Annotated in this window: 28 protein-coding genes; 14 read left to right on the plus strand and 14 right to left on the minus strand. The window is 58.5% G+C overall.

The features are described from left to right. Positions 1 to 11: 11 nt before the first annotated feature. Genes ACM6I0_RS12535 through ACM6I0_RS12545 form a run of 3 tightly spaced genes read right to left on the minus strand, consistent with a single transcriptional unit; the run spans position 12 to position 3,041 of the window. Complete coding sequence (locus ACM6I0_RS12535; RefSeq protein ID WP_414922404.1) at positions 12 to 854, minus strand: TIGR03915 family putative DNA repair protein; 843 nt, start codon at positions 852 to 854, stop codon at positions 12 to 14. Continuing rightward, positions 851 to 2,071 carry a putative DNA modification/repair radical SAM protein gene (locus ACM6I0_RS12540; RefSeq protein ID WP_414922405.1) on the minus strand — a complete coding sequence of 407 codons (1,221 nt, stop codon included), beginning with the start codon at positions 2,069 to 2,071 and terminating at the stop codon, positions 851 to 853. Before ACM6I0_RS12540 ends, ACM6I0_RS12535 begins: the two co-directional genes overlap by 4 nt. A 52-nt stretch (positions 2,072 to 2,123) precedes the next feature. Next, a complete protein-coding gene (locus ACM6I0_RS12545) occupies positions 2,124 to 3,041 on the minus strand; it encodes a LysR substrate-binding domain-containing protein (protein ID WP_414922406.1) in 918 nt (305 codons plus the stop codon). 105 nt (positions 3,042 to 3,146) lie between these two features. Between ACM6I0_RS12545 and ACM6I0_RS12550 the strand changes: the two genes are divergently transcribed. Next, positions 3,147 to 3,755 (plus strand): LysE family translocator, encoded by a 609-nt coding sequence (locus ACM6I0_RS12550; protein WP_414922407.1) that lies wholly within the window; start codon positions 3,147 to 3,149, stop codon positions 3,753 to 3,755. On the opposite strand, the gene ACM6I0_RS12555 is transcribed toward ACM6I0_RS12550, so the two are convergent. Then, a complete protein-coding gene (locus ACM6I0_RS12555) occupies positions 3,752 to 4,516 on the minus strand; it encodes an ArsR/SmtB family transcription factor (RefSeq protein WP_414922408.1) in 765 nt (254 codons plus the stop codon). The genes ACM6I0_RS12550 and ACM6I0_RS12555 overlap by 4 nt on opposite strands. A gap of 82 nt (positions 4,517 to 4,598) precedes the next feature. On the opposite strand from ACM6I0_RS12555, the gene ACM6I0_RS12560 reads away from it, so the two are divergent. After that, positions 4,599 to 5,798: a cytochrome P450 gene (locus ACM6I0_RS12560; RefSeq protein WP_414922409.1), complete on the plus strand. Its 1,200-nt coding sequence runs from the start codon at positions 4,599 to 4,601 to the stop codon at positions 5,796 to 5,798. On the opposite strand, the gene dmeF is transcribed toward ACM6I0_RS12560, so the two are convergent. Continuing rightward, the gene (gene dmeF / locus ACM6I0_RS12565; RefSeq protein ID WP_414922410.1) at positions 5,719 to 6,642 is read right to left on the minus strand and encodes a CDF family Co(II)/Ni(II) efflux transporter DmeF; all 924 of its coding nucleotides are present in this window, start codon (positions 6,640 to 6,642) and stop codon (positions 5,719 to 5,721) included. The two genes, ACM6I0_RS12560 and dmeF, sit on opposite strands and share 80 nt — an antisense overlap. Positions 6,643 to 6,655: 13 nt before the next feature. Then, positions 6,656 to 6,931: a metal/formaldehyde-sensitive transcriptional repressor gene (locus tag ACM6I0_RS12570; protein WP_090184884.1), complete on the minus strand. Its 276-nt coding sequence runs from the start codon at positions 6,929 to 6,931 to the stop codon at positions 6,656 to 6,658. A gap of 277 nt (positions 6,932 to 7,208) precedes the next feature. On the opposite strand from ACM6I0_RS12570, the gene ACM6I0_RS12575 reads away from it, so the two are divergent. The 6 genes from ACM6I0_RS12575 to ACM6I0_RS12600 all read left to right on the plus strand — a co-directional run bounded on the left by ACM6I0_RS12575 (position 7,209) and on the right by ACM6I0_RS12600 (position 11,503). After that, positions 7,209 to 8,240: a D-cysteine desulfhydrase family protein gene (locus ACM6I0_RS12575; protein WP_414922411.1), complete on the plus strand. Its 1,032-nt coding sequence runs from the start codon at positions 7,209 to 7,211 to the stop codon at positions 8,238 to 8,240. 370 nt (positions 8,241 to 8,610) lie between these two features. Beyond that, positions 8,611 to 8,907: a DUF6124 family protein gene (locus ACM6I0_RS12580; protein WP_414922412.1), complete on the plus strand. Its 297-nt coding sequence runs from the start codon at positions 8,611 to 8,613 to the stop codon at positions 8,905 to 8,907. Between the two features lie 177 nt (positions 8,908 to 9,084). Beyond that, positions 9,085 to 10,326, plus strand: coding sequence for an S-type pyocin domain-containing protein (locus tag ACM6I0_RS12585; protein WP_414922413.1), 1,242 nt, complete (start codon positions 9,085 to 9,087; stop codon positions 10,324 to 10,326). 23 nt (positions 10,327 to 10,349) lie between these two features. Then, positions 10,350 to 10,658, plus strand: coding sequence for a hypothetical protein (locus ACM6I0_RS12590; RefSeq protein WP_414922414.1), 309 nt, complete (start codon positions 10,350 to 10,352; stop codon positions 10,656 to 10,658). A 194-nt stretch (positions 10,659 to 10,852) separates the two neighbouring features. Beyond that, complete coding sequence (locus ACM6I0_RS12595) at positions 10,853 to 11,092, plus strand: pyocin S6 family toxin immunity protein (protein WP_414922415.1); 240 nt, start codon at positions 10,853 to 10,855, stop codon at positions 11,090 to 11,092. A 75-nt stretch (positions 11,093 to 11,167) separates the two neighbouring features. Then, positions 11,168 to 11,503 (plus strand): hypothetical protein, encoded by a 336-nt coding sequence (locus ACM6I0_RS12600; RefSeq protein WP_414922416.1) that lies wholly within the window; start codon positions 11,168 to 11,170, stop codon positions 11,501 to 11,503. 103 nt (positions 11,504 to 11,606) lie between these two features. Here ACM6I0_RS12600 and ACM6I0_RS12605 read toward each other — a convergent pair whose 3' ends face one another. From ACM6I0_RS12605 to ACM6I0_RS12615, 3 genes are all read right to left on the minus strand, one after another. Further along, positions 11,607 to 11,945: an FKBP-type peptidyl-prolyl cis-trans isomerase gene (locus ACM6I0_RS12605; RefSeq protein ID WP_414922417.1), complete on the minus strand. Its 339-nt coding sequence runs from the start codon at positions 11,943 to 11,945 to the stop codon at positions 11,607 to 11,609. 71 nt (positions 11,946 to 12,016) lie between these two features. Next, positions 12,017 to 12,538 carry a hypothetical protein gene (locus ACM6I0_RS12610; RefSeq protein ID WP_414922418.1) on the minus strand — a complete coding sequence of 174 codons (522 nt, stop codon included), beginning with the start codon at positions 12,536 to 12,538 and terminating at the stop codon, positions 12,017 to 12,019. Positions 12,539 to 12,569: 31 nt separating this feature from the next. Continuing rightward, complete coding sequence (locus tag ACM6I0_RS12615; RefSeq protein ID WP_414922419.1) at positions 12,570 to 13,292, minus strand: hypothetical protein; 723 nt, start codon at positions 13,290 to 13,292, stop codon at positions 12,570 to 12,572. Between the two features lie 160 nt (positions 13,293 to 13,452). On the opposite strand from ACM6I0_RS12615, the gene ACM6I0_RS12620 reads away from it, so the two are divergent. Beyond that, positions 13,453 to 14,526 (plus strand): diguanylate cyclase domain-containing protein, encoded by a 1,074-nt coding sequence (locus ACM6I0_RS12620; protein WP_414922420.1) that lies wholly within the window; start codon positions 13,453 to 13,455, stop codon positions 14,524 to 14,526. 10 nt (positions 14,527 to 14,536) lie between these two features. On the opposite strand, the gene ACM6I0_RS12625 is transcribed toward ACM6I0_RS12620, so the two are convergent. Then, complete coding sequence (locus tag ACM6I0_RS12625; protein WP_285431182.1) at positions 14,537 to 14,845, minus strand: RcnB family protein; 309 nt, start codon at positions 14,843 to 14,845, stop codon at positions 14,537 to 14,539. A 267-nt stretch (positions 14,846 to 15,112) separates the two neighbouring features. Here ACM6I0_RS12625 and ACM6I0_RS12630 point away from each other — a divergent pair, with 267 nt between their 5' ends. Both ACM6I0_RS12630 and ACM6I0_RS12635 read left to right on the plus strand, forming a co-directional pair. Continuing rightward, positions 15,113 to 16,405 (plus strand): MFS transporter, encoded by a 1,293-nt coding sequence (locus ACM6I0_RS12630; protein ID WP_414922421.1) that lies wholly within the window; start codon positions 15,113 to 15,115, stop codon positions 16,403 to 16,405. A 21-nt stretch (positions 16,406 to 16,426) separates the two neighbouring features. Continuing rightward, positions 16,427 to 17,203, plus strand: coding sequence for a substrate-binding domain-containing protein (locus ACM6I0_RS12635; protein WP_285431179.1), 777 nt, complete (start codon positions 16,427 to 16,429; stop codon positions 17,201 to 17,203). Here ACM6I0_RS12635 and ACM6I0_RS12640 read toward each other — a convergent pair. After that, positions 17,193 to 18,107: a LysR family transcriptional regulator gene (locus ACM6I0_RS12640; protein WP_285431178.1), complete on the minus strand. Its 915-nt coding sequence runs from the start codon at positions 18,105 to 18,107 to the stop codon at positions 17,193 to 17,195. The two genes, ACM6I0_RS12635 and ACM6I0_RS12640, sit on opposite strands and share 11 nt — an antisense overlap. Positions 18,108 to 18,290: 183 nt before the next feature. Here ACM6I0_RS12640 and ACM6I0_RS12645 point away from each other — a divergent pair, with 183 nt between their 5' ends. Then, a complete protein-coding gene (locus tag ACM6I0_RS12645; RefSeq protein ID WP_285431177.1) occupies positions 18,291 to 20,102 on the plus strand; it encodes a monovalent cation:proton antiporter-2 (CPA2) family protein in 1,812 nt (603 codons plus the stop codon). A 102-nt stretch (positions 20,103 to 20,204) separates the two neighbouring features. Here ACM6I0_RS12645 and ACM6I0_RS12650 read toward each other — a convergent pair whose 3' ends face one another. The 3 genes from ACM6I0_RS12650 to ACM6I0_RS12660 form a co-directional block, all read right to left on the minus strand. After that, positions 20,205 to 20,744, minus strand: coding sequence for a hypothetical protein (locus ACM6I0_RS12650; protein ID WP_414922422.1), 540 nt, complete (start codon positions 20,742 to 20,744; stop codon positions 20,205 to 20,207). A gap of 232 nt (positions 20,745 to 20,976) precedes the next feature. Further along, positions 20,977 to 21,912, minus strand: coding sequence for a hypothetical protein (locus ACM6I0_RS12655; protein WP_285431174.1), 936 nt, complete (start codon positions 21,910 to 21,912; stop codon positions 20,977 to 20,979). 183 nt (positions 21,913 to 22,095) lie between these two features. Beyond that, complete coding sequence (locus ACM6I0_RS12660) at positions 22,096 to 22,404, minus strand: hypothetical protein (protein WP_414922550.1); 309 nt, start codon at positions 22,402 to 22,404, stop codon at positions 22,096 to 22,098. A gap of 177 nt (positions 22,405 to 22,581) precedes the next feature. On the opposite strand from ACM6I0_RS12660, the gene ACM6I0_RS12665 reads away from it, so the two are divergent. Further along, a complete protein-coding gene (locus ACM6I0_RS12665) occupies positions 22,582 to 23,265 on the plus strand; it encodes a response regulator transcription factor (RefSeq protein ID WP_010455216.1) in 684 nt (227 codons plus the stop codon). Then, complete coding sequence (locus tag ACM6I0_RS12670; protein WP_414922423.1) at positions 23,243 to 24,637, plus strand: sensor histidine kinase; 1,395 nt, start codon at positions 23,243 to 23,245, stop codon at positions 24,635 to 24,637. Before ACM6I0_RS12665 ends, ACM6I0_RS12670 begins: the two co-directional genes overlap by 23 nt. Positions 24,638 to 24,706 lie beyond the last annotated feature (69 nt).

The raw sequence follows: 24,706 nt of genomic DNA on the forward strand, positions 1-24,706 counted from the left end.
AGTGGGTTTTTTTATGGATTCTGGAGACGCTCGGCGTCTCCCAGCGTAATGCGTTTACCGCCCCTGCCCTTGATCCCGCTGGCCTGGCCGTCCTGCTGTTTGCCCGTGCGAGCCTGAATGATCAACCCCGGAATCAGCGCGCCTTCCGGGAGGTTCTTCCAGAACCGCATCGGCAAATGCCCTTGCATCACCGTCGGGTTCAATCGCGCCGGATTGAAGATATGGCTGTAGTAGGTCAACCACATGTCGCTGTGTGGATCGTCGGCGTTTTGTGCCAGTTGCTGCCATTCAATCGGGCAGCGACGGTGGTGGATCAACCGCTCGCCATCGTAGTAAACCCCGTCCCGAGGTGTCGCAATCAACCAGCGATGGCGGCCCATGCGGCCAATGAAATGTTCGCTGGCACTGTGCAGGATGTCATGGGCCGGTTCGTGCCAGGCGACATAGTGCGGACCCTCGCCTTCAGGCATCGCGACGAAACGCACAAATGCATGCAGATGATGAGCTTCACGCTGTATCTGCTTGATTCTTCTCTGTAATTCACTGCCTAGCTTGTCGCCTGCCAACACCGCGGTGCGGTCGCCATGACTGACTCGCCACAACACTTCGTACAACAGGCTCCAGCGCTGATCACCGCGATAACGGGCGGCGCGTTCGAGGGTGTCCAATAGCGTTCGCGGGATCCGGGCCTGAAACGGCCCCTGGGTTTCGGGCGGCGCATCGTCACTGGCGAACAGGTCAGCCACACCCTCACTGGCCCAACTCACCAGGCTGGGGTCCACCTCATAACTGAGCAGCCAGCGTGCCTGTTGGCGCCAGGTATCGAACAAGTCGTCGCAATCGAGATGGATCATCCCCACAACCCCATCTGTTGTGGGGCGGGTCGGTCGCGCAATTGCTGATACAGCAGATGACTGGTGACTTCGGCCTGCTGCGGGTGGTAATCGCTGGTGATGAAAAACGGCTTGGCCCTGGCCAGGACACAGCGCATTCGGGTCAGGTCCTCGTAGCGGATGCGGCGCTGGCGACGCAGTTCCACCAGGCGCTCGGTGGTGCGCAAGCCTATGCCGGGAATGCGCGCGATCAACGATGCCTCGGCGTGGTTGAGGTCCAGCGGGAAGACGTCGCGATTCTCCAGTGCCCACGCCAGCTTCGGGTCAATGTCGAGCGCCAGGTGCCCGGGGCCCTTGAACAGCTCGCCGGCGGTGAAGCCGTAGCTGCGCAACAGGAAATCCGCTTGATACAAACGATGTTCACGCATCAACGGTGGCGCGGCCAACGGCACGCTTTTCGGGCTGTTGGGGATCGGACTGAACGCCGAGTAATAGACCCGACGCAAACGGAAGTTGCCATACAGCGCCTGGGCGCTATGGAGAATGGTGCTGTCATCGGTGTCATCGGCGCCGACGATCATTTGCGTGCTCTGCCCGGCCGGGGCAAATTTCGGCGCGCGCGGCTCGTTGAGCACGGTTTGTACGCCGGTGTAGATGGTCTGCATCGCTTGCTTGATCGAGCCCAGCTGTTTCTCCGGAGCCAGGGTTTGCAGGCTGGCGTCAGTGGGCAATTCGATGTTCACGCTCAAGCGGTCGGCGTAGCGCCCCGCCTCCTCGATCAGCGCCGGATCGGCTTCGGGAATGGTCTTGAGGTGAATGTAACCGCGAAACTCATGCTCTTCGCGCAGCAGCTTGGCCACACGGATCAATTGCTCCATGGTGTAGTCCGCCGAACGAATGATCCCGGAGCTGAGAAACAGCCCGCTGACGCAGTTGCGCCGGTAGAAATCCAGGGTCAGCGTCACTACTTCTTCCGGTGTGAAGCGTGCGCGCGGCACATCGCTGGAACGACGATTGACGCAATACTGGCAGTCGTACAGGCAAAAGTTGGTCAGCAGAATCTTCAGCAGTGAAACGCAGCGCCCGTCCGGCGTATAGCTGTGGCAAATGCCCATGCCGTTGGTCGAGCCCAGTCCGCTCTTGCCCTCGGAACTGCGCTTGGGCGCACCACTGCTGGCGCATGACGCGTCGTATTTGGCGGCGTCGGCGAGGATGCTGAGCTTGTCGATGAGTTCCATGGGGCACGCCTTATACTGGATGGATGCACAGTATAGCGTCGATGCCCGTGGTTCAAGTCGAGAACGCACCCTTGGTCGCCTGGTGCTCATCCTGAGCAATCCGGCTAAACAACCACTCCACAAAGACCCGAGCAGACGTTGTCACATCTGGCGCTACACCGTAGTAATAGCGCGGCAGCGGCATGCGTAATTCGGGTAACGGGCAGATCAGGCGTCCACTCGAAAGATGGGTGCCCAGCAAAGAGCTTGGGCACAAGGCGATGCCCTGCCCCTCCACGACGGCCTGCAGCACAAGGTGCATGTGATCGAATTGACGGGTGGCCTGAGGGGCTGACTGGCGTTGGCCAAAATGCATGGCCCAGTTGTGCCAGTCTTCGCGGCGCGCCTTGGCGGTCAGCAATGTGTGCCGGTCCAGTCCAGCAAGGTCTTCGAGTGGCTGCTGTTCGATCAGCGAGGGCGCCGCGACCAGCAGCAGTTCGTCTTCAAACAAGGGCCGCGCTTCAATCGCCGGTGCCCAGTCGTCGCGACCACGGCGAATGACGACGTCAAACCCGTCGCGGGCATGGTCGGGGGCCTGGGTCTGGGTCATCACCTGCGGCGTGATGCCCGGGTATTGCGCCATGAAATCCGCGAGCCTGGGCTCCAGCCACAGCTGGGCAAAGGACGGGCGGACATTGATCTTCACCACCGGCAGCGCGGCATGCCGCTTGAGTTCGGCGGCAGCGTCGGCAATTTGCGCCAACCCGGCGCTCACCTGCCCATAAAACCGCTGGCCGGCCGGCGTCAGCAGCGATTGCCGGATGCGTCGCTCAAACAGCAACACGCCCAGATGTTCTTCAAGCAATTTGATGTGTCGGCTGACCGCACTGTGGCTGACATGCAGCTCTTCGGCCGCCAGGGCGAAGCTCTGATGACGAGCAGCGACAGCAAAGGCGCGAACAGCATTAAGCGGCGGTAGTTGATTTTTCATGCGTCTAATTTAGTCACCTATGCGCCGAAATTAAAGCGTTTGTCACGCGCATTGCGCCACGCCAATCTGCCCGCACGCAGCCAGCGCCACCTGACGGAGCACGCCATGAACAACTACGGACTGTTTTTGCTTTTTGCCACGCTGACCATTCTGAGCCCCGGGCCTGGCGTACTGTTGACCCTGTCCAATGCGGCCAGACACGGCTGGGCCGGGGCATTGCCGGGCATTTTCGGCATCGCCTCGGGGGCGTTCATCGTCGCCGCCATCAGCGCCACCAGTGTGGGCCTGATCCTCAGCACCTCGGCCCATGCCTTTACCGTACTGAAATACGCAGGGGCCGCGTATTTGTTGTATTTGGGGTTCAAGAGCTGGCGCTCGGACCGTTTCAGCTCGTTGCTGCAAACCCGGCCTTCAAGCCCGGGCTATCGCTTTCTGGAAGCGGCGTCGATCCAGTTCCTCAATCCCAAGGCCGTGTTTTTTTTCCTGGCGGTGTTTCCGCAATTCATCGACACCTCGGCGCACTTCTCCAGCCAGTTTTTCAAACTGGTCGCCTCTTACGCAGTGCTGGTGATCCTGGTGCATGGCAGTTATGCGCTGCTCGCCAATGCCGCCAAAGGCTGGCTGTCGAGCCCGAAAGGTGCGTGGCTGGCCGCCAAAGTCTCAGGGGTGACCTTTGCCGGTTTTGGCGTGCTCATGGCCTCGGCCAGCCGCTAAGTCGTCGGGCTGGCACTCGCACGGCGGCGGGACTCGGCTAGTGTGGGTCGAGCGATCGCGACTTGAGTCGGCAACTCAACGGCAAAGCGGCTGCCGAACTCCTTGCGTCCGACCGCCGTCAACGCCAGCGCCCGACTGTCCAGGTCCTGGGTCAGCCATTTGCGCTTGATCGCGGTTTGCAGCAACGCCGCACCCAATGAGCCGCCCAGATGCGGGCGCCGCATGCTCCAGTCCAGGCACGGGCAGGCGAACCGGCGGCGCAGCGTATTCAGGTCCTTGACCTCAATGCCCAGCCCGGCAAACAGGGCCTCGCCACTGGTGCTGAGCTGATAAACCTGCTCGTCGGTTTCCAGCAACCATCCGGCTTCGATCATCCGGTCATGCAGCAACACGGCCAAGGTGCCGGCCATATGGTCGTAACAGGTGCGGGCGAATTGCAGCCGATCCGGCGTCCGTGAGCTGAAGGTCGGCGCAGTGTTCTGGCCGATCACCATCAGCGCTTCCAGCGCCTGGGCGACGCGTTTGTCCGCGAGGCTGTAATAACGATGGCGGCCCTGCACGTGCAACCGCACCAGCGCCAGTTCCTTGAGTTTGGCCAAATGTGCACTGGCCGTGGAGGCACTGACTTCGGCAACCGCCGCGAGCTCGGTGCTGGTGCGGGCGTGGCCGTCCATCAGCGAACAGAGGATTTTCGTCCGCGCCGGCTCTGCAATGGCCGCCGCCACCTGTGAGACGCCGATGTCGTGATGTTCAACGTTCATATTTCGCTCCCGAACGAATCAAGGCCTTTTCGGACTGGAGATAGTAGCAACACTTTCCCCACCACGAACAAGGCTGCGACCCATGGACCCGATCATCGCTGCAACTCATGTCGATCCTTATCCTTATTACGCCCAACTGCGCGCCGAGGGCGGGCTGGTTTTTCATCAAGGGCTGAAACTGTGGGTGGCGAGCAGTGCCCGCGCGGTCGCTGCCGTGCTCGCGCATCCCGATTGCCATGTGCGACCTCCTCACGAGCCAGTGCCCAAAGCGATTGTCGGCGGCATGGCCGGCCAAGTGTTTGCGCAATTGATGCGCATGAACGAGGGCGAACGTCACCTTTGTCCGAGGTCGGCGATCGAGCCAGGGCTGGCGCTGATTGATGTCAGCGAAATCGAGACGCTTGTGAGCGCGCGGCTGATCACGCCGGACGCTGCGGGGTTGTACAACGCCATGTTTCGCGGGCCGGTCTGCGTGGTGGCGGCATTGCTGGGGTTCACACCGGCTCAGGGTCGGGCGATCAGCGAACTGACGGCAGATTTCGTCGCGTGCCTGTCGCCGCTCAGTGATCAGGCGCAACTCCACGCGGCGCAGGCGGCGGCAGAGCAATTGAGAGGTTATTTTATTGAGCTGCAAGAGGATCCGGACAACAAAAGCACACTGCTCGCCGGGATTCGCCAGCGTTTCGCCGCCGACCATGAAACGCTGGTAGCCAACCTGATCGGGCTGTTTTCCCAGACCTATGAGGCCACCGCCGGGCTGATCGGCAATGCGCTGTTGGCGTTGATTCGAAACCCTTCGTTGCGCAGCGAATCGACGCACATTGACCACTTGATCGCGGAAGTTCAGCGCTTCGATCCGTCAGTGCAGAATACCCGGCGGTTCGTCGCCGCACCGTGTGAGATCGAGGGGGTCAGCCTGCGTTCAGGCGATGTGATTCTGGTGCTGCTGGCGTCGGCCAATCGTGATCCGCAGCTCAATGAGCGTCCCGACGCGTTTATGCTGGAACGCCCGCAACGCCGCAGTTTTACCTTCGGCGCGGGGCGTCATCAATGTCCGGGGCAAATGCTCGCGCTGGAGATTGCCAGGGCGACACTAGAGGAAATTCTGGCCCATCGACCCGATTGGGACCGCCTGAGCTGGCACTACCGCCCTTCCCTCAACAGCCGCCTGCCGCATTTCAACGACGACCCCGCACGCGGCTTCAAGCGTTGCGAAACTCCACCGTCAAGTGAGACAGCTCATGAACCGGCGCCAGACGTTCGCGAATGGTGTCGGCACTGACGGGAGCATTGGCGACGACACTGACAATCGCCGCCCGCGCATCAGGCCCGACCTGCCAGACGTGGAGGTCGCTGATGCGCACATCATCCGTCGCCAGCAACTCACGGATTTCAGCAGCCACGGGCTCATCGGTGGTGTCGAGCAACACCGCCGCACTGTCGCGCATCAGGCCATAGGCCCATTTGGCAATGACAATGGCACCGACGATGCCCATCGCCGGGTCCAGCCAGACCCAGCCCAGGTAACGGCCGGCCAGCAGCGCCGCGATTGCAAGCACCGAGGTCAAGGCATCAGCGAGCACGTGGACGTAGGCCGAGCGCAGGTTGTTGTCGTGATGATGGCCGTGGTCGTGGCTATGACCATGATCATGGCCGTGATGCCCATGGTGACCCATCAAGAGAAAAGCACTGGCAATGTTCACCGCCAGCCCGACTACGGCAATTACTGTCGCCTCTGTAAAGGCTACGGTGGTCGGCTCGAACAGTCGCAGGACGGATTCCACGGCAATGCCGAGCGACACCAGCCCCAGCACCATGGCCGAGGCAAAACCGGCCAGATCACCGACCTTGCCGGTGCCAAAACTGTAGCGGGCGTTGCTGGCATGCCGCCGGGCAAAGCCATAGGCCGCCGCCGCGATGCCCAAGGCAACGACATGGGTCGCCATGTGGAAACCATCGGCCAGCAACGCCATGGAACCCGTGAGGTAACCGGCGGCAATCTCGCCGATCATCATGACGAAGGTCAGCGCCACCACCCACCAGGTGCGGCGGGCGTTTTCATCATGGGAAGCGCCCAGGAACATGTGGTCGTGGGCAAAATTCGAAGCCTGCGGTAACGGTGTCATGTCTTTTCAGGCCTTATTTCGAGTAACGACGGATAGCTTGCAGTAACTCTTCCAGGCCTTCGGCGCGCTCTTCGTCGCTCAGGCCTGGACGGGCCACGTGTTCACGGGCGTGGGCGTCGATGAACTGATCCATCAAACCGTTGACCGCACCACGAATGGCGGCGACCAGGTGCAGGGTCTTCGCGCAATCAGCGTCGGACTCAAGCGCCTTCTCCACAGCCTGGACCTGGCCTGAGATGCGCCGCACCCGGTTGAGCAAATCATCTTTGTGTTCGTGAATATGCGACATACCTATACCCCCTACCCCTATCAGGCGCGCATAGTCACTGATCCTGAGCGAACTGGCAAGACGAATATCCAAACGTGGAGTGCCCTTTACGCCAGTCGTTGCGCGATAAAAATCGACAAACGCCTGGCGACGGAGACTCCCATTCGCCTGAGTTTGCTCGTGTCCCTGCCTTGCATTAATTACACAAGGTTAAAGGAGTAATAACCGGCGGTGCGTTTATCACCCGAGGCTTTCTCCCTAGAGTCACTTTAATAAAGTGAACAACGAGGCGCCATTGATGCAAACCCTACTGGACAAGTCGCTGAGTTCTTTTGCGCGGGTCGACCTGTTGCAAGGTCCTACGCCGATTCAGAAGGCCGAACGCCTGGAGCAATGGCTGGATTTGAAGTCGCGGGGCATCGGCCTGTATCTCAAGCGTGACGATCACATGCTAATCGGCGGTGGCGGCAACAAATTGCGCAAACTCGAATTTCACATTGGCGCCGCGCTTGAGGCCGGTGTCGACACGGTGATTACCGTTGGCGGCCTGCAATCCAACCATGCGCGGCTGACCGCAGCGGTGTGCGCCCGCCTGGGCCTTGCCTGCGAATTGATCCTGACCCGCGCGGTGCCCAAAGACGAAGTGGACTACGAGCTGAACGGCAACGTCCTGCTCGATCAGTTATTCGGCGCAGACATCCAGGTGCTCGCCAAGGGCAGCGATGCGCTCGCAAAAGCCGACATTCGCGCCGCGCAACTTCGCGACTCGGGACGCAAAGTGCTGGTCATACCCACGGGCGGTTCGACGCCGCGGGGCAGTCTCGGTTATGCACGCTGCGCGGCGGAAATCGCGCAGCAGGAAACCGAACTCGGCCTGACGTTCAACCAGGTCGTGGTGCCCAACGGCAGCGCGGGCACCCACGCCGGGCTGGCGGCAGGCTTTGAATTGCTGGATCGCGGCACTTCAATCGTCAAGTCGTATTCGGTGCTGTCCGACCGCGACACGTCAGCGGCCAGAACCCTGACATTGACCCAGGACGCCCTGACATTGCTGGGCAGCGACGCCGTTGTGACGGCTGAAGCGATCAACATTGACGGCCATCAGCTGGGCGACGGATACGGTTTGCCGACACCGGCCATGCAAGAAGCCGTACGCCTGATGGCTCGCGCCGAAGGGTTGTTGATCGACCCGGTGTATTCCGGGAAAGCCTTCGCCGGGCTGTTGGCCGATATCCGGCAAGGGCACTTCCGTTCCGGGGACAATGTGCTGTTTGTCATGACCGGGGGAACACCGGGTTTGTATGCGTATCGGGAAACTTTTCAGGCTTGACGGTGAGCCATTGCAGGGGTGGATGAAAGCAAATTTCCTACATCATTTGTAGCCGCCGAATGAGGCTACATCACCTTGTGCCGTTGCCTACAACTGCGCCAGAATCCGCCGGCTTGTGCGCCTTGGGGCTCGTCGGTAACTTGACTCTCGTCACTGCTCATCAGTGATCGGGTCTGCAAGCCCGCCGGAACTGAACGCATAGCAACGCCAAAAGGACGCTTTATTGTGTCCACCTTGATGGCGGCTTTGCGCGGGAGACCTTTGGGTCTGCCGGGTTCCTTGGTTCCCCGGTCTTGCAGACCCGCGCATGGCTGCCACCCATCATCTGCAAGTGTTGTTGGCAGCTCCCCATGGACCAAGGAGCATCAGCATGTTTAAAGCAACACCAAATCCCCCGGAATCAGTAACCGATTCCCTCTCCGCCCTCAAAGCAGCCAAAACCCCGCGCAAACCCAGCACCATGTTCATGGTCGCCCCCGACATAGACACCGAAAGTCTGTTGGGCAACGCCTGCGAATCCTTGGCCTGCGCCAGCGTCATGCTCAGTGACTTCGCCGACCTTCTCGAAGGCCCACATCGCAATAAGGTGCTTGGAATCGCTCAGGTCGTCATGCTCGGTGAACTGGCCGTCAACCGGGCGCTGGATAATATCGATCCGCACGAATAGTGGGATATGTGGCGAGGGGCGTGCACTCTCGCCACAAAAGCTTTTTCTGACCAGCTGAGCTAAAGCGAGCAGCGCCTTTTGTAACAACACCCAGAGTTTCAGAACTGTCCTACATCTATCAAATGCCCTTTGATTTAGCGTCCTGCATCGCTTTAAAAAGATGAAACAAGGACGCTCATGGTTCGTAAAACAGACATACCTCGGGTTCAAAACCGACCGTCAGGTGACGGGCACCACGTTACCAGCCGCTACATGACCACCACTGAACTGGCGGAGCGGGACGCCAGGCAAAAAAGATATGAAGACATGTTGGCCCGACAACAGGCATACGAAGACCGCTTCATCACACAACCTCAAAAACAGAACCTTTCCAGCTCCATGGGTTGTGTATTCGCTAAAAGCTGCAACCTTCCCAATGGCGTCATCAACCATGACAATCCTGCAGGTTTTGTCCCAGTTGAGAGACTTGCCGACTACGGAAAATTCTGCCTACTGGGTGGCCGCGAAATAGATGAGGCGGGAAACATCCCGCTCAAAACAATCAGCGGTAGCGTGCTGCCTACGTCTTTGGGCTCGCTTATCTTGAGCCGAGTCGGTGTCGCTGCCACTGGGACAAGCGCGGCTGGAACTGCTGGTGCAGTGACAAGTGGTGTTGCTGCTGGCGCATTGGTGGGAATGGTTGCACTGCTCTGGCCGTCGAGTCTCGGAGACAGTTCGCTGTACACCGAAGAACATCTCAAGTCATTAAAGGAAGGCCGCACTCGTGTCCGACTGCATGTCGAACAACAGGCCGATGGCTCCCTAAAGGGATACGGATACAACACCCAAAAGCGCAGCGATTGGGAGCTGATTCCTGTCGTGCAGTTTGTAGCTCAAGGCTCTGAGCAAGTAGCTGATTTCGGAAATGGGGCAACCCTGATATGGACGCCAGCCGTAAACCCGTCCAGCTCTAAAGGAATTCCATCACTAGAAGGCGCCCCACAAACCCCGCAGATCTGGATTTACCCGCCTACCGAACAGGCAGATAAAATCATCGTTGATCCGATCTACCCTCCGGAATACAAGGATTTCATCCTGGTTTTTCCGGCTGATTCCGGTATCAAACCTCTCTATATTGTCTTGGCGCTGGAGTTCGATGCCGCGAATTATCATGGCAAAACGGATACCCCGATAAAAAGTAAGGGGCCGACGAATGGACAAGAAACCCTAGACAACTCAATTCAGGTAAAACCTACATCGCCACGCAGGATTGGCATAGACCCCGATACCAATGAGCTAGTTGTCTTTGACCGTACCGGAGGAGACGTTTACCACGGCCACGTTAGGCCTTGGGATAAACTCCATCAAGATATGAAAAATGCGCTTATCAAAGCTAAGAAAGTAGACAACAAGGGAAATATTCTGGGGGTAAAAAAGTGAGCGTCCTCTATCAAGATCCATCAATGAGCCACGAAAAAGCGGCCCAGCTGCTAGCTAGTGGCGTGGATACAGATGTTATCGCGGCATTGATCTCCATAGGCCTGAATGAAGTAGACAAAACCTGGGCCCAAAACATTTGCCTCAAGTACCTCACCAGCGAGACTGAATCGGTAGCCGCGTCCGCAGTCACCGCTCTTGGTCATATCGCTCGCAGGCATGGTGACCTGGAGCTGGAGGCAGTCCTTCCGGCACTCGAAATCGTGCAGAAAAAATTTCCTTCTTTGGAAGGAGTTGTCGCGGACACGCTTGACGATATTGACGCATTTACATGAACGGGCTGAGCGGTCAGAAAACTAACGTGGCGAGGGGCTAGTCCTCTCGCCCGACAAAAGCGTTTGTTCACCTGGCATGGCGAAGACAATGGGCCAACTGGAAAAAACGGCCCACATTTCAGAACCGTCCTACATCCATCCAATCCCTATTGATATAGCGTCCGCATCGCTTTGAAATCAATTGAGGGTTTTTCATGTTTTTATGGATAAGCGGTTTTTTGAAAGGTGATGAAGCGGGTGACTTCCTGAAATTCGAGCACACCGTTCAACCGGAGTATGAAAGCGCAGTAATGGATGCGTTCGGCTGGAAAAGTCTTGATGAAGCGGCGGACGGCGAAACGCACCTGAATGGTGAGCAAGCTCGAAAAATAGCTGAAGTTCTCAATCAACAGCTACCGACAGAACTGGAGCTGTTCATCGGTGTGCGGGAGTAGAATTTTGCTTCAATCAAACTCGATGTCAGGCGTCGCTAGCCAAACTAAGGGCCGATGCGGAAATTCGGCCAAATAGTGAAACTTACCTACCACGATCCGTCGATTAGCCATGACGAAGCAGTCAGTCTCTTTGATAGCGGCTTAGAAAAGAACATTGTCACCGCGCTGATTTCCTTAGGATTAAATGAGCAAGACAGTGTGTGGGCTCAGACTACTTGTCTGAAACATCTCGAGAGTGGGACTCAGTCGGTGGCTGCGGCAGCAATCATCGCACTCGGCCATGTAGCCCGCAGATTCGGTGAGCTTGAAATGCAAACCGTGATGTCTGCCCTTGATTCCGTAAAAGGAAAATTCCCTGCACTTGAAGCGACAGTTGCTGACATGCTCGGCGATATTGAAATGTTCACCTGACTTGCTAAATCAAAACCAGAAATCACTCTCCCAACACATAAAACCCCACCATTTCTTCTAACATAGATGGCGGGGTTCGCCATTTCAGACTACTCCCAACAAATCAATCATCGCGCGTCAGCACTTCCAGCAATTCAATCTCGAAAATCAGATTCGAATTCGGGGGAATCGCGCCCATCGTTCGCTCGCCATAGGCCAGATGCGCCGGCACAAGCAGCTTGCGCTTGCCGCCGACGTGCATCCCCATGATCCCTTGATCCCATCCCTTGATGACTCTTCCCGTGCCAATCACGCACTGGAACGGCTTGCCACGGCTGTAGGAAGAGTCAAATTCAGTGCCGTCTTCCAGCCAGCCGCGGTATTGGGTGGTGATCAGCGCGCCTTTGACGACGGCTTTGCCGTTGCCCGGTTCGAGGTCGATGATTTGCAGTTCTTCGGTCATGGCAATGTTTTATCTGTTGGCGGTTTTCGAGGGACGTGGTTTTCCCAGAAAATCATCCGGCTGGCAACTCTTCACGCACCCGTGTCAGGGTTTGGCACCTGCGCCTCGACCTTTTTTTCTTCCTTGGCCTTGGCATCGACGGCGAAGTCCTTGCCGAAAATGGCTTCTGGAAAGATCCACTTGCCCAGGCTGCTTTTCTGGTCGGTGACAATGCCGATCTGGTCGCCTTTGTTGAAATCAAACCAATGAAAGTCTGTAAAACCCTTCAGGTCGAGGGTCTTGAGCATGTTCCCTTCCATGACTTCGATCTTCTTGTCTTTCGGGTTGACGCTTACCACTTCCAGCGGAGAACGGGTGATCAGCGGTGGCGTCGCCACAATAATCTCCTGGCTGGTCGTACACCGTTGACTGGTCGGCTGGATCTTGCCGTCCGCCGAACTGTGGGGCCGCTTGTCGCAATCGACGAAGATGCCCGAATGATCCACCGTCTGATTGCCCAGGTATTGCTCGCCACTGGGCATCAACAATATTTCCTCGCCCTTTGCCGCGCTGGCTAATAAAACCAGCGACAGCACCATCATTCGTCTGGTCATAGCGCACCTGCCATAAGTCCAGAATGAGTCATTACAGGAACTCGTCAAAAAACAACGTTCGGGTTACCCGTGGCATGTTGGGAACGTCGATTTCAATATAAGTCACCTGCTTTTTCGGCACTTGATACACCGTGCCAAATGAATCGTAACGTTGTGGCCGATTATCGGTTTTCACCAGTACCTTTTGCACCAGCACGTAATAGGTCGCGGCTGTTTCAATCAGCAGCACCGCCTCTTTTACCCCGCCGTCCTTGCTGGCCGTGGCCATCATCAGCTCAGGCGGATAAACCTTTGCGTACTGTTCTTTGAAATGCAGGCGAATCGGGCGCAATACCCCGCCGTCGCGCACTTGCTGAGCCTGGAGAGTGCCGAAGTGCTCGGCCAGCACCGATGTGCCCCACAGGCCGGCAATCAGAAATACCGCAAACAACACTTTGTGCAGGAGGTAGCGAATGGGCTTCTCATCCCAAGACCAGCGGCTGTTCAGCAAGACATAAACGAAGGCGCCGCCGATCAGGTACCAGACACCAAACTGTTTCGCGACTGTCCAGGCAAACGCAAGATAGAAGTACAACGAGATATCGAGCGACACCAACGGTATGCCGAACGTCTTGAAGTAATAAAACAGGTGCAGCCACGAATAAAAAAACAGATAAGCGCCAAACAGCAACGTCGGACCGCCGAAGTGGGTCGACAGTTGCGAACTCTCCGGCGCAGGCGGAGGCACAGCGGCAGATGCGTTGACCTGAGTCATGGTGATGATTCCCTGCCGGGCGGACGATCACGATGCTGATAGCGTGCCTATAAAGTCTAGCGTCCGCTGAAGAGAAAGCGACTGCTACTTGGCGCGCGTCTGAACTAATCTATGGGGCATATCCCCTCACGGTTAACACACAAACGATGGCAACGCCTGAATGAGTTTCGTCTGGACCAGCGCCGCCATCGGCTCGGTGATGATTGCCCTGATCGTCGTGCTGATCTACCGCGAGCGCTCGCTGCAACGGCAGCTGGCCGAGCAACGCGCATTGATCGCCAACCTGTCCGAGCGCCAGACCCTGCGCCAGGACGGTGATGCCGAACGCTTCAAGCGCAGCCAGTATTTCGCCCGCATCGGCACTTGGGACTGGGATGTCGACACCGATAAGCTCTACTGGTCGGACGCCATCTACGGCATGTTCGGCTTCAAGATCGGCGAGGTGACGCCCTCCTACGCACTATTTTGCGCCTGCGTACACCCCGATGACCGGGCTCAGGTGCGGGCCGGGGAACTGCGTTGCCTGCAAACCGGTGAAAACCATGACGAGGAATACCGCGTGGTCTGGCCCGACGGCACCATTCGCTGGTTGCGCGAGACAGGCAACGTGGTCAAGAACGACCATGACGCCACCGTCAAGATGATGGGGGTGGTGCGCGACATCACCGAGGAAAAAGCCTCGGCCAGCTACCTGCAACACCTGGCCCATTACGATCCGCTGACCGGCCTGCCCAACCGCCTGGTGCTCGAAGAACGCTTGTCCGACGCACTGGAACAGGCACGTATCAGCGCGACCCGAGTGGCGCTGGTGTTCGTCGATCTCAATGGTTTCAAGGCCATCAACGATCACTACGGCCATGCCGCGGGTGACCGGGTGCTGATCACGACCGCCACACGCCTGAAGAGAATCCTGCGCTCGACCGACACCGTCGCGCGGATCGGTGGCGACGAGTTCGTGGTGATCCTGCAGGGGCTGCCCCTGGGCATCAGTCTGCAGGATGAAGCGCGCAACATCTGCCAGAAAATCTTCGTCGAACTGTCACCGCCCATCACCATCGGCAATGACCAACGCCACATCGGCACCAGCCTTGGCGTCGCGGTATTCCCGGACCATGCGCCGAGCATGGACCGGCTGATTCACATCGCCGACCTGGCGATGTATGAGGCTAAACGCAGTGGGAATAATCAATATCGGTTGGGCACCGAAAGCCTGACGCGTGCTCACAGCGAATAGCCTCTTCGGCCTATCGCTCCACTGGCGTGATATCGACAATCGTCCCGTTGGTAATCATCACCATCATGTACTTGTCATTGATCTGCACCCATTGCGCCTGGCTTTTCGGGGCTTTGAGGCCCTTCTGTTTCCAGTTGCCCAAGGCTTTTTCGCTGCGTTGATAAATGTCCGGGGCGCGGTCGCCGACCACCAGCTTGCGGGAATTGTTGACGCCGGGCTGAACGGTTTTTTGGGGTGGGTCATCCGCTTGAACGATCGGGGCGATACCGGCCAGGCCGGCAACGAGGGCGAGGCTGGCGATAAGGGTCTTGTTGTTCATTGATGAACCTCCAGTAAATGCTTGGTAGCTGAAGTGGGACCGCCGAGACGCTCGATCATTCGAAAAATTATCAGCCACGTCGAAATCGAAAACAGGCGCTACAGCGGCTAAACGCCTATCTGCATCCACCATTGATCCGCTTCACGCATTAATGCATGTCAACAATGCACTTATCATATCGATGCCCCTGATCCACCATTCGCCCCAATAAGAACCGTGCATTGCGTCCAGGCAATACACGTCATAAAAGCGGTGGAGTACTGATCAATGACAACATCAATCCCTTCCGGGCGCTCCCGCGCCAGTGCGATTTTCCGGGTCACCTCGGGCAACTTTCTCGAACAATTCGACTTCTTCCTTTTCGGTTTCTATGCCACGCAGATTGCTGCCGTGTTCTTCCCGGCCAGCAGCGAATTCGCCTCGCTGATGATGACCTTTGCGGTATTTGGCGCGGGCTTCCTGATGCGTCCGTTGGGTGCCGTGGTGCTGGGTGCTTACATTGATGATGTGGGCCGGCGCAAAGGTTTGATTGTCACACTGTCGATCATGGCCAGCGGCACGATCTTGATTGTGCTGGTACCCGGCTACGAAACCATCGGACTGTTCGCTCCTGCCATAGTGCTGATCGGCCGACTGCTGCAAGGTTTCTCCGCCGGAGCGGAAATGGGCGGAGTCTCCGTGTACCTCTCAGAGATCGCCACGCCCGGCGACAAGGGCTTCTTCACCAGTTGGCAATCGGCCAGCCAGCAAGTGGCGATCATTGTCGCCGCCGCGCTGGGGTATGGACTGAACCAGTGGATGGCGCCGGCGATGATTGCCGATTGGGGCTGGCGAATTCCGTTTTTCGTGGGTTGCATGATCGTGCCCTTCATTTTCTTCCTGCGCCGTAACCTGGAGGAAACCGAGGAGTTCACCGCGCGTAAACACCGTCCGAGCATGGGCGATGTGTTCCGCACACTGGCGCAGAACTGGGTGATCGTCTTCGCCGGCATGATGATGGTCGCGCTGACGACCACCGCCTTCTACCTGATTACCGTCTACGCACCGACGTTTGGCAAAACCGTGCTGCACCTGAGCACGTCCGATGCTTTGCTGGTGACCTTGCTGGTGGGTGTTTCGAACTTCTTCTGGTTGCCGATTGGCGGTGCATTGTCCGACCGGATCGGTCGTCGTCCGGTGCTGATCGCCATGGCGTTGTTGACCCTCGCCACCGCGTATCCGGCGTTGACCTTCCTGGTCAACGCGCCGAGCTTCATGCACATGCTGCTGGTATTGCTGTGGCTGTCGTTCATTTACGGCTTGTACAACGGCGCGATGATTGCGGCGCTCACGGAAATCATGCCGGTCGAGGTCCGGGTCGCGGGGTTCTCCCTGGCATACAGCCTGGCCACCGCAGTGTTTGGCGGTTTCACCCCGGCGATGTCGACCTTCCTGATTCAGTACACCGGCGACAAAGCCGCGCCCGGTTACTGGATGAGTTTCGCCGCGCTCTGTGCGTTGTGCGCGACGCTGTATCTCTACCGCCGCTCGACCGGTCGCCTGCAACCGGCGATGTCCTGAACCCTTCGAGAACACATGACCATGAAGAAACTATTCAATTTTGCTGCCCTGACTTTGCTGGCCAGTCTCGGTCTGAGCACCCTCGCCCAGGCCGAAGAGATCCGCGTGATGACGTCCGGTGGTTTCACCGCCGCCTATAAAATCCTCGGCCCGAAATTCGCTGCCTCCACGGGCAACACACTGGACACCGCCCTTGGCCCTTCGATGGGCAAGGCGCCGGAAGCGATCCCCAATCGACTCGCGCGTGGTGAGCAGGCCGATGTGGTGATCATGGTGGGCTACGCCCTGGACGACTTGATCAAGCAAGGCAAAGTCGACCCGGCGTCCCGGGTTGAACTGGCGGATTCACGAATCGGCCTGGTGGTGCGCGAAGGCGCGCCGAAGCCGGACATCAGTTCCGTCGACGGACTGAAAAAGACCTTGCTCGACGCGAAGTCCGTGGCCTATTCCGACAGCGCCAGCGGCGTGTACATCGAGGAGCAACTGTTCAAGCGCCTGGGCATCGAGGATCAACTCAAACCCAAATCGAAGATGATTCCAAAAATCCCGGTCGGTTCGGTGGTTGCCACGGGAGATTACCAACTGGGCTTCCAGCAAGTCAGCGAACTGCTGCCCGTGCCGGGGGTGAGTTTTGTGGCGAAAATTCCGGAGTCGGTGCAATCGGTGACGCGTTTTGCGGCCGGCATTCCGGTGGGCGCGCAGCACCGGGAGCAAGCCAAGGCGCTGCTTGAATACCTGGCCTCCTCGGCTGCTCAGTCGGACGTGAAGGCCACCGGCCTGGATTCGGTCAGCCGCTGACCGCGGACGGCTGGACTTTCATCTCCACCACCAACCGTTCCAGTTCCAACGCCGCCGGGGTCAGGGTTCGACCCCGGCGCTTGATCAAACCGACACTGCGCATCACCTGAGGATTGGTCAGCGGAACCCGTGTCAGAATCGGGTGATCGGCCGCCGGCATCGCCATCAACGGCACCGCCGCCACGCCCAACCCCGCCTCCACCAGACCGATCATCGTCGTCACATGGCGGGTTTGGCAGATACTCGGCCGCTGCGGGACAATACCGACCAGCGCCTGATCCAGCAAAAAGCGATTGCCGGACGTCTTGTCCAGCGAGATGTAATCCTGCTGATAGAACTCATCCCAAGTCACGCTGCTACGCCCCGCCAGCGGGTGATCGCGACGACAGGCCACCACATACTCTTCCTGCACCAATGGTTCGAACTCGACTTCGGCCTCCAGTGTGCCCATGAAACTCAGGCCGAAATCCGCCTCGCCATTGACCACCGCGCCAAGCACGTCGTGAGCGCTGGAATCCAGCACTTTGACTTTGATCCGGGGAAATTGCCGGTGGTAACGGGCGATCACTCGCGGCATAAAGTAATACGCCGCCGACGGCACACACGCGACCGTGACATGGCCGAGTCGGGTCGAAGCGACTTCGCTGATACCCAGCAGCGCGATGTCGAGATCATCGAGCAGGCGCTCGACACTCGGCATAAAACCGCGCCCGGCCTGGGTCAGGCTGACCTTGCGCGTGGTGCGCTCGAACAAGCGTACGCCGAGGGCGTCTTCCAGTTTTTCGATGCGTCGGCTCAGTGCCGGCTGGGAGATACGCACGGTGTCCGCGGCCTTGCGAAAACTGCCCTGCTCGACCACAGCGCGAAAGGCTTGCAGATCGTTGAGGTCGAAGTTGATGGCCATAATGCGTACTCGGGGAACAGGCAGATTGATTAGCTTATCCTATGAATGTAACTAATTGGTGCTAACTGTAACCAGATTCACCTGGCCTTCACTGCAAGCTGAAACGCTTCATGTTCAGGCTGACGCCTGAGGCCTCAGCCTTTATCCTTGTCGCCCCGCCGTATCGAGTGTCTGGAGTTCGTCATGCCCCACGAAGGCAACCTTTTACAAGCCGCCGTTGTTTTTCTGTTCGCGGCCGTGCTCACCGTACCCTTGGCCAAACGCCTGCAACTGGGGGCCGTGCTGGGTTATCTGTTTGCCGGGGTGATCATCGGGCCGTCGGTGCTGGGGTTGATCGGTAATCCGCAGAGCGTCAGCCATATCTCCGAACTGGGCGTGGTGTTGCTGCTGTTCATCATTGGCCTGGAATTGTCACCGCGCCGCTTGTGGGTGATGCGCAAATCAGTGTTTGGCGTGGGACTGGCGCAGGTGCTGCTGACGGGTTCGGTGATCGGCGTGCTGGCGCTGTTTGTCTTCGGCCAACCCTTGAACACCGCCATCGTACTCGGCCTTGGCCTGGCGTTGTCTTCCACCGCGTTTGGCCTGCAAAGCCTGGCCGAGCGCAAGGAGCTGACCAGTCCTCACGGTCGCCTGGCGTTTGCGATCCTGCTGTTCCAGGACATCGCCGCGATCCCGTTGATCGCCATGGTGCCGCTGCTGGCGGGTGGCGATCACACCTCCACCGCTGCCGACGACTTGAACCACGGTTTGCGGGTACTGGGCAGCATTGCGGTGGTGGTGGTCGGCGGACGGTATCTGCTGCGACCGGTGTTTCGCGTGGTGGCCAAGACCGGATTGCCCGAGGTTTCCACAGCGACCGCGTTGCTGGTGGTGATTGGCACGGCGTGGCTGATGGACCTCGTCGGTGTGTCCATGGCCCTTGGCGCATTCCTCGCCGGGTTGCTGCTGGCGGACTCTGAATACCGCCATGAACTGGAAGCGCAGATCGAGCCTTTCAAGGGCCTGTTGCTAGGGTTGTTTTTCATCAGCGTCGGCATGGGCGCCAACTTGAGTCTGCTGCTCAGCGCGCCGATCACGGTGTTGGGGCTGACCCTGCTGCTGATCGCACTCAAATTGCCGCTGCTGTTTGTGGTCGGTCGACTGGCCGGCGGCTTGGGCAAAGTCAGCGCTATTCGCCTGGGTATCGTGCTGGCGGCGGGTGGTGAATTTGCGTTTGTGGTGTTCAAGATCGGGCGCGACCAGGGGCTGTTCGAGCCGCGCCTGTACGACTTGCTGGTGCTGACGATCACCTTGTCCATGGCAGTGACGCCGCTGTTGTTGCTGCTGTGCGCGCGGCTGTATACGCCCAAGGTGCAGCCCGTCGAGGTGCCGGAGAAATTTCGCGACATCGACACCGACGCGCCGCGCGTGGTGATTGCCGGCATGGGCCGGATGGGGCAGATCGTGGCGCGGATTCTGCGCGCACAGAACATCAAGTTCGTGGCGCTGGACACCTCGGTGGAAACCATCGAACTGTCTCGCAGTTTCGGCGGCGTCCCGGTGTTCTACGGCGACCCGATGCGCCCGGAAATCCTCAGCGCGGCCAAGGTCGAGCAAGCGGAATACTTTGTCATCGCCACCGATGATCCGGACACCAATATCAAGACCGCCGAGGTGGTGCAAAAGCTGTATCCGCACATCAAGATCATCGCCCGGGCCCGTAACCGTCAGCATGTGCACCGGCTGGTGGACCTTGGCGCCGAGGCGATTCGGGAAACCTATTATTCGAGCCTGGAAATGAGTCGGCGCACCTTGGTCGGCCTGGGGTTGACCCAAGCGCAGGCCGATGCGCGGATCAAGCGCTTCAAGCACCACGATGAACAAGTGCTGGAAGCCCAGCATGCGGTGTATGACGATGCGGCGAAGGTCTTGCAGACGGCACAGGAAGCGCGGGCGGAATTGGCCAGATTGTTTGAGGCGGATCAGATGGAGGAGCGGGAAGCGGGTAAGGTTTGAGTCTTGTGGCGGCAGGTCTGTCGCCATCGCGGGCAAGCCCGCTCCCACAGGGATTTGTGTCGAGCACAAGAACCCGGTGGGAGCTGGCCCCTACCCCGTCAATCAGTTGGAGAACACGTACTGTCCCTTGAGCTTTTTCGAACCCACAAAGCCCAGGTCCGGGAACAACAGGTTTTTGATCCACGTGGCAAAAAACACCATGCCCAGGGTGATCGCCACGCCGACCACGGTCATCACCGGGTCTTCTTCATACCCCTTGAACATTCGCGAGATTTGGCTGACGCTCAGAATCATGTAGATCGTGTAGGCCTTCGCCGAGCCCTTGTAAAAACCCCACGCAAATGCCAATGGCACCAGCCCTGCAAAGAGCGTGAAGAACACCGCTGCACCGGGCCCGATCATCAAACCCATGAAAAAACTGGTGACCGCGCCCAGCAATGCCTGGACACAGGTCAATGCAATCAGAACGTTGATCTTGCCTGAATGCTTTTCGCGCAACGCCGGATCCGGCCTGGCTCCAATCCAGTAAGCCAGCACCCGGTCCTTTACCGTCCCACCCGAAAACGCCTTGAAGGTCTCGGTTTTTGAACGCCCGGCTTCCAGCATTTCCACCAGTTGCCGTTTAATTTCCTTTTTGTCCAACGTACTTCTCTCCTGGGCAACCCAAATCAAAAATGTGCGAGCAAGCCTGCTGCCGCAGATCAGTGTCGCTTTATTGGAGCCCGGAAAGCAAAAAGCCGCTTCCACCAGAGGCGGAAGCGGCAGAGGCATAAGCCTCAGAGTATCAATGCATGAACAGGGCGATCAGGATGATGATCGGGATAGGCACGCCGAGAAAAAAGAGAAGTAATGAGCGCATGAGGATTCTCCTGGGTTAGCGAACAGGCAATGTAGTGGTGGTGACGTAAGTGTCGGATTCCAGATACACCACGGCATCCCGACGACGACCGCCGAAGGTGGCGGCGAAGCTGGCGAAAAATGCACCGATCAGCAAGGCAACGAACATCCACAGCGACGTCCAGGCAGCGACTTTGGCAGCGGTGTCAGCAGCTTGTTGGGCCGCCAGCTTGGCGTCGGCAACCGCTTTTTGAGTGCGGGCATAGACTTCATCGACACGCCGTTCGGCATCGGCCTGGGTCAGGTTAGTGCGCTGGGCAACCAATTGGGCCAGGTAAGTCCGGTCTGCGGCGGCCAGTTGGCCATCGCTCAGGGAGCGTACGAAGATCCGGGTCACGGTGCTGCGAGCCGCGTCATCGCTGACAGCGGCAGGACGATCATCGCGGAACAGGGTGTCGACGAAGTAACCATACTGGTCACTGTCGGTTTTAGCCGCGGCGGTACCAGCGGCTTGAGTCGCGACACTGGCAGCACCACCGACAACACTTGCGCCGGCTTGCACGCCACCGCTGACGATGCTGCTGACCGAACCGACGACCAGCGTCGCCGTCACCAGCGTGGCTACGCACCAGGCCAGGAAGCCGTGGGCAGTGTCACGGAAATAAACTTCATCGCCGTGCATGTTGGCCCACTTCACCCGCAAGCGACCGGCGATATAACCGCCGAGCCCTGAAGCCACGATTTGCGTTACCGCCAGCCAGACGATTGTGGAAATCCCCAGGCCTTTGGCGCTCACGCCTTCATGGGCCCAAGGTGAAACCGCCGAAAAGCCCAGACCGAAGCCGAGCAGTACCAGAATTAGCGACAACGCCGCTGCCGCAGCAGCCCCGGCGAAGATCGCGCCCCAGGACACCCCCGACAGCGTGCTTGATTCTTCTATATCGGGATAGAAACCATCAGAGGATCTATTCATTGTTTTCGCTCCAGGCAGAAAGATGGTGTTACAACTCTTCGGAGGGAGAATTGCAGTCACCGTGCCAGTCGCAATATTTAAATAAATTGTTTTATTTCAACAACTTATAAAGTTTGAACTTCCAGTTTTATTGCAATTTGCAAGGTAGGGGCAATTGCAGCGGGTTTTATGCACTGCGATTAACTACTTGCGCTTGTAGCTCTTGTTACCGCTGGGCGTGAGGCAATAGACCCCGCCTCTGGGCCCAGTGCAGAACGAGCCGGTGCCGCAGGCGCAGCCATCATTACGCTGCAACACGGTTTGCGGTCGGGCTTGGCTTTGGCCGCCATACACCGCCGAGCAACTTTTCTTCGAACCGCTGATAGATCCGTCATTACACAGAAACAGATCGCCGTCACAGCGATCGATTCCGCCCTTTTTTCCCGAGCACGGTGTATTACCCGCCCAGCTGGAAGTGCTGGCAATGCACAGCAACAACAATGTAATCGGCATCCCGCCGCGACGAATCAAAGTAAGCACAGCGCAGTTTCCTGAATGAGTTATGGCCGTATGATATCAATGCTCTGCACAAGCTCTTCAAGCAACATGAAAGTTAATTTATTCAGACCCCGGTAATTCTTGGCAAAATGCCCCCACACTCCGCCATGAACTGACTATCAGGCACGCCCTATGACCCGCATCTTGACCATCGAAGACGACGCCGTGACCGCCCGGGAAATCGTCGCCGAACTGAGCAGCCACGGCCTCGATGTCGATTGGGTCAACAATGGCCGTGAAGGACTTGAACGTGCGGTCAGCGGCAACTACGACCTGATCACGCTGGACCGCATGCTGCCCGAGCTCGATGGCCTGGCGATTGTCACCACGTTGCGCACCATGGGCGTGGCCACGCCGATTCTGATGATCAGCGCCCTGTCCGACGTCGACGAGCGGGTGCGCGGCTTGCGCGCTGGCGGTGACGATTACCTGACCAAGCCGTTCGCCACCGATGAAATGGCCGCCCGCGTTGAAGTGCTGCTGCGCCGCCAGAACACCGTGACCGCACAGGCGACCACGTTGCGCGTCGCCGACCTTGAGCTGAACCTGATCAGCCACGAAGCCAGCCGCGACGATCAGTTGCTGACGCTGTTGCCCACCGAGTACAAGCTGCTGGAATTCCTGATGCGCAACACCGGGCAGATTCTGTCGCGGATGATGATTTTCGAGGAAGTCTGGGGTTATCACTTCGACCCTGGCACCAACCTCATCGACGTGCACATCGGTCGTCTACGCAAGAAGATCGACCCACCCGGTAAAGTCCCGTTGATCCGCACCGTGCGAGGCTCGGGATATGTCATTGCTGAACCCCTCTAACGGCTGGCGCTCGTCCAGCAGCCGCCTGCTCGCGCTGTACAGTTCGCTGTTCGTGCTCTGGAGCGGGATTCTCATGGGGGTCATGTATTTCGAGGTTTCGGCTTACCTGGACAATTTGGCCAAGCACTCGCTGATGCAACGCCAGCACCTGTTTTCGCACTTTCAGGGCGAGCAACTGGTGGACGCCCTCGCCGTCAGCATGACCTTCGACATTCGCGGCATCGACGCCTACGGCCTGTTCGATGCCAAGCACCGCTACCTCAGCGGTGCGATGCAAAGCATCCCCGAAGGTTTGCCGCTGGACGGCAAGATCCACATGCTCAGCGACTGCGCCGAATCCGACGACCCCAGCCTGCCCGCCGACAGTTGTGACGCGGTGGCGACCCAGACCAGGGACGGTCGCTGGCTAGTGTTGGTACGCGACAACGGTTCGTTGTTCGCCGTGACCCGCATCATTTTGCATGCCTTGTTTTGGGGGGTGACGCTGACCATTCTGCCCGGCATTGCCGGCTGGCACCTGCTGCGGCGGCGCCCGTTGCGGCGCATTCGTGCGATTCAAGCGAGCGCCGAAGCCATCGTCGCCGGCGACCTGACCCGGCGCCTGCCCCTGTCCAATCGCCGCGATGAGCTGGATATGCTCGCCGCCATCGTCAACGCCATGCTTGAACGCATCGAACGCTTGATGAACGAGGTCAAGGGTGTGTGCGACAACATCGCCCATGACCTGCGCACCCCACTGACCCGCCTGCGCGCGCAGTTGTACCGGATTCAACAGCAAGCGGATGAAGGCTCGACGCTGGCCGTGCAGCTGGATTCAGTGCTCGCTGAAGCCGACACCTTGATGGCGCGGTTTCGTGGATTGTTGCGGATTTCCGAACTGGAGGACCGGCAGCGCCGCTCCGGATTTGTGCAGCTGGACCCGGTGCCGCTGCTGCAGGAATTACACGACTTTTACTTGCCGCTGGCGGAGGAAGGCGAGTTGCTGTTCACGCTGCAATTGCCTGCATCGCTGCCCCCGTTGATTGGCGATCGCGCGCTGTTGTTTGAGGCTGTGGCGAACTTGTTGAGCAACTCGATCAAATTTACCCCACCGGGCGGCGAAGTGATTTTGCGTGGGGTCAATGTGGCTGGGCACACGCGAATCGAAGTGCTCGATTCAGGCCCCGGCATCCCGGAAAGCGAACGCAAAGCGGTGTTCCAGCGTTTTTATCGGGCGGACAGTGGCAATCAGAAAAACGGCTTCGGCCTGGGTCTCTCGATCGTTGCGGCGATCGCCAGCCTGCATGGCTTTGCGCTTGAAGTGGGCACCAGCGAACTCGGCGGCGCACGATTGACACTCGATTGCCAGCAAAGCCTGATTCCCCAGACCTGAGCCGCCTCACCTGAGTTGACACAACACCTGTGGGAGTGAGCCTGCTCGCGATTGCGTCTTCAGCTTCAA

This window comes from Pseudomonas sp. IT-P294, assembly GCF_949767865.1.
Taxonomy (GTDB): Bacteria; Pseudomonadota; Gammaproteobacteria; order Pseudomonadales; family Pseudomonadaceae; genus Aquipseudomonas.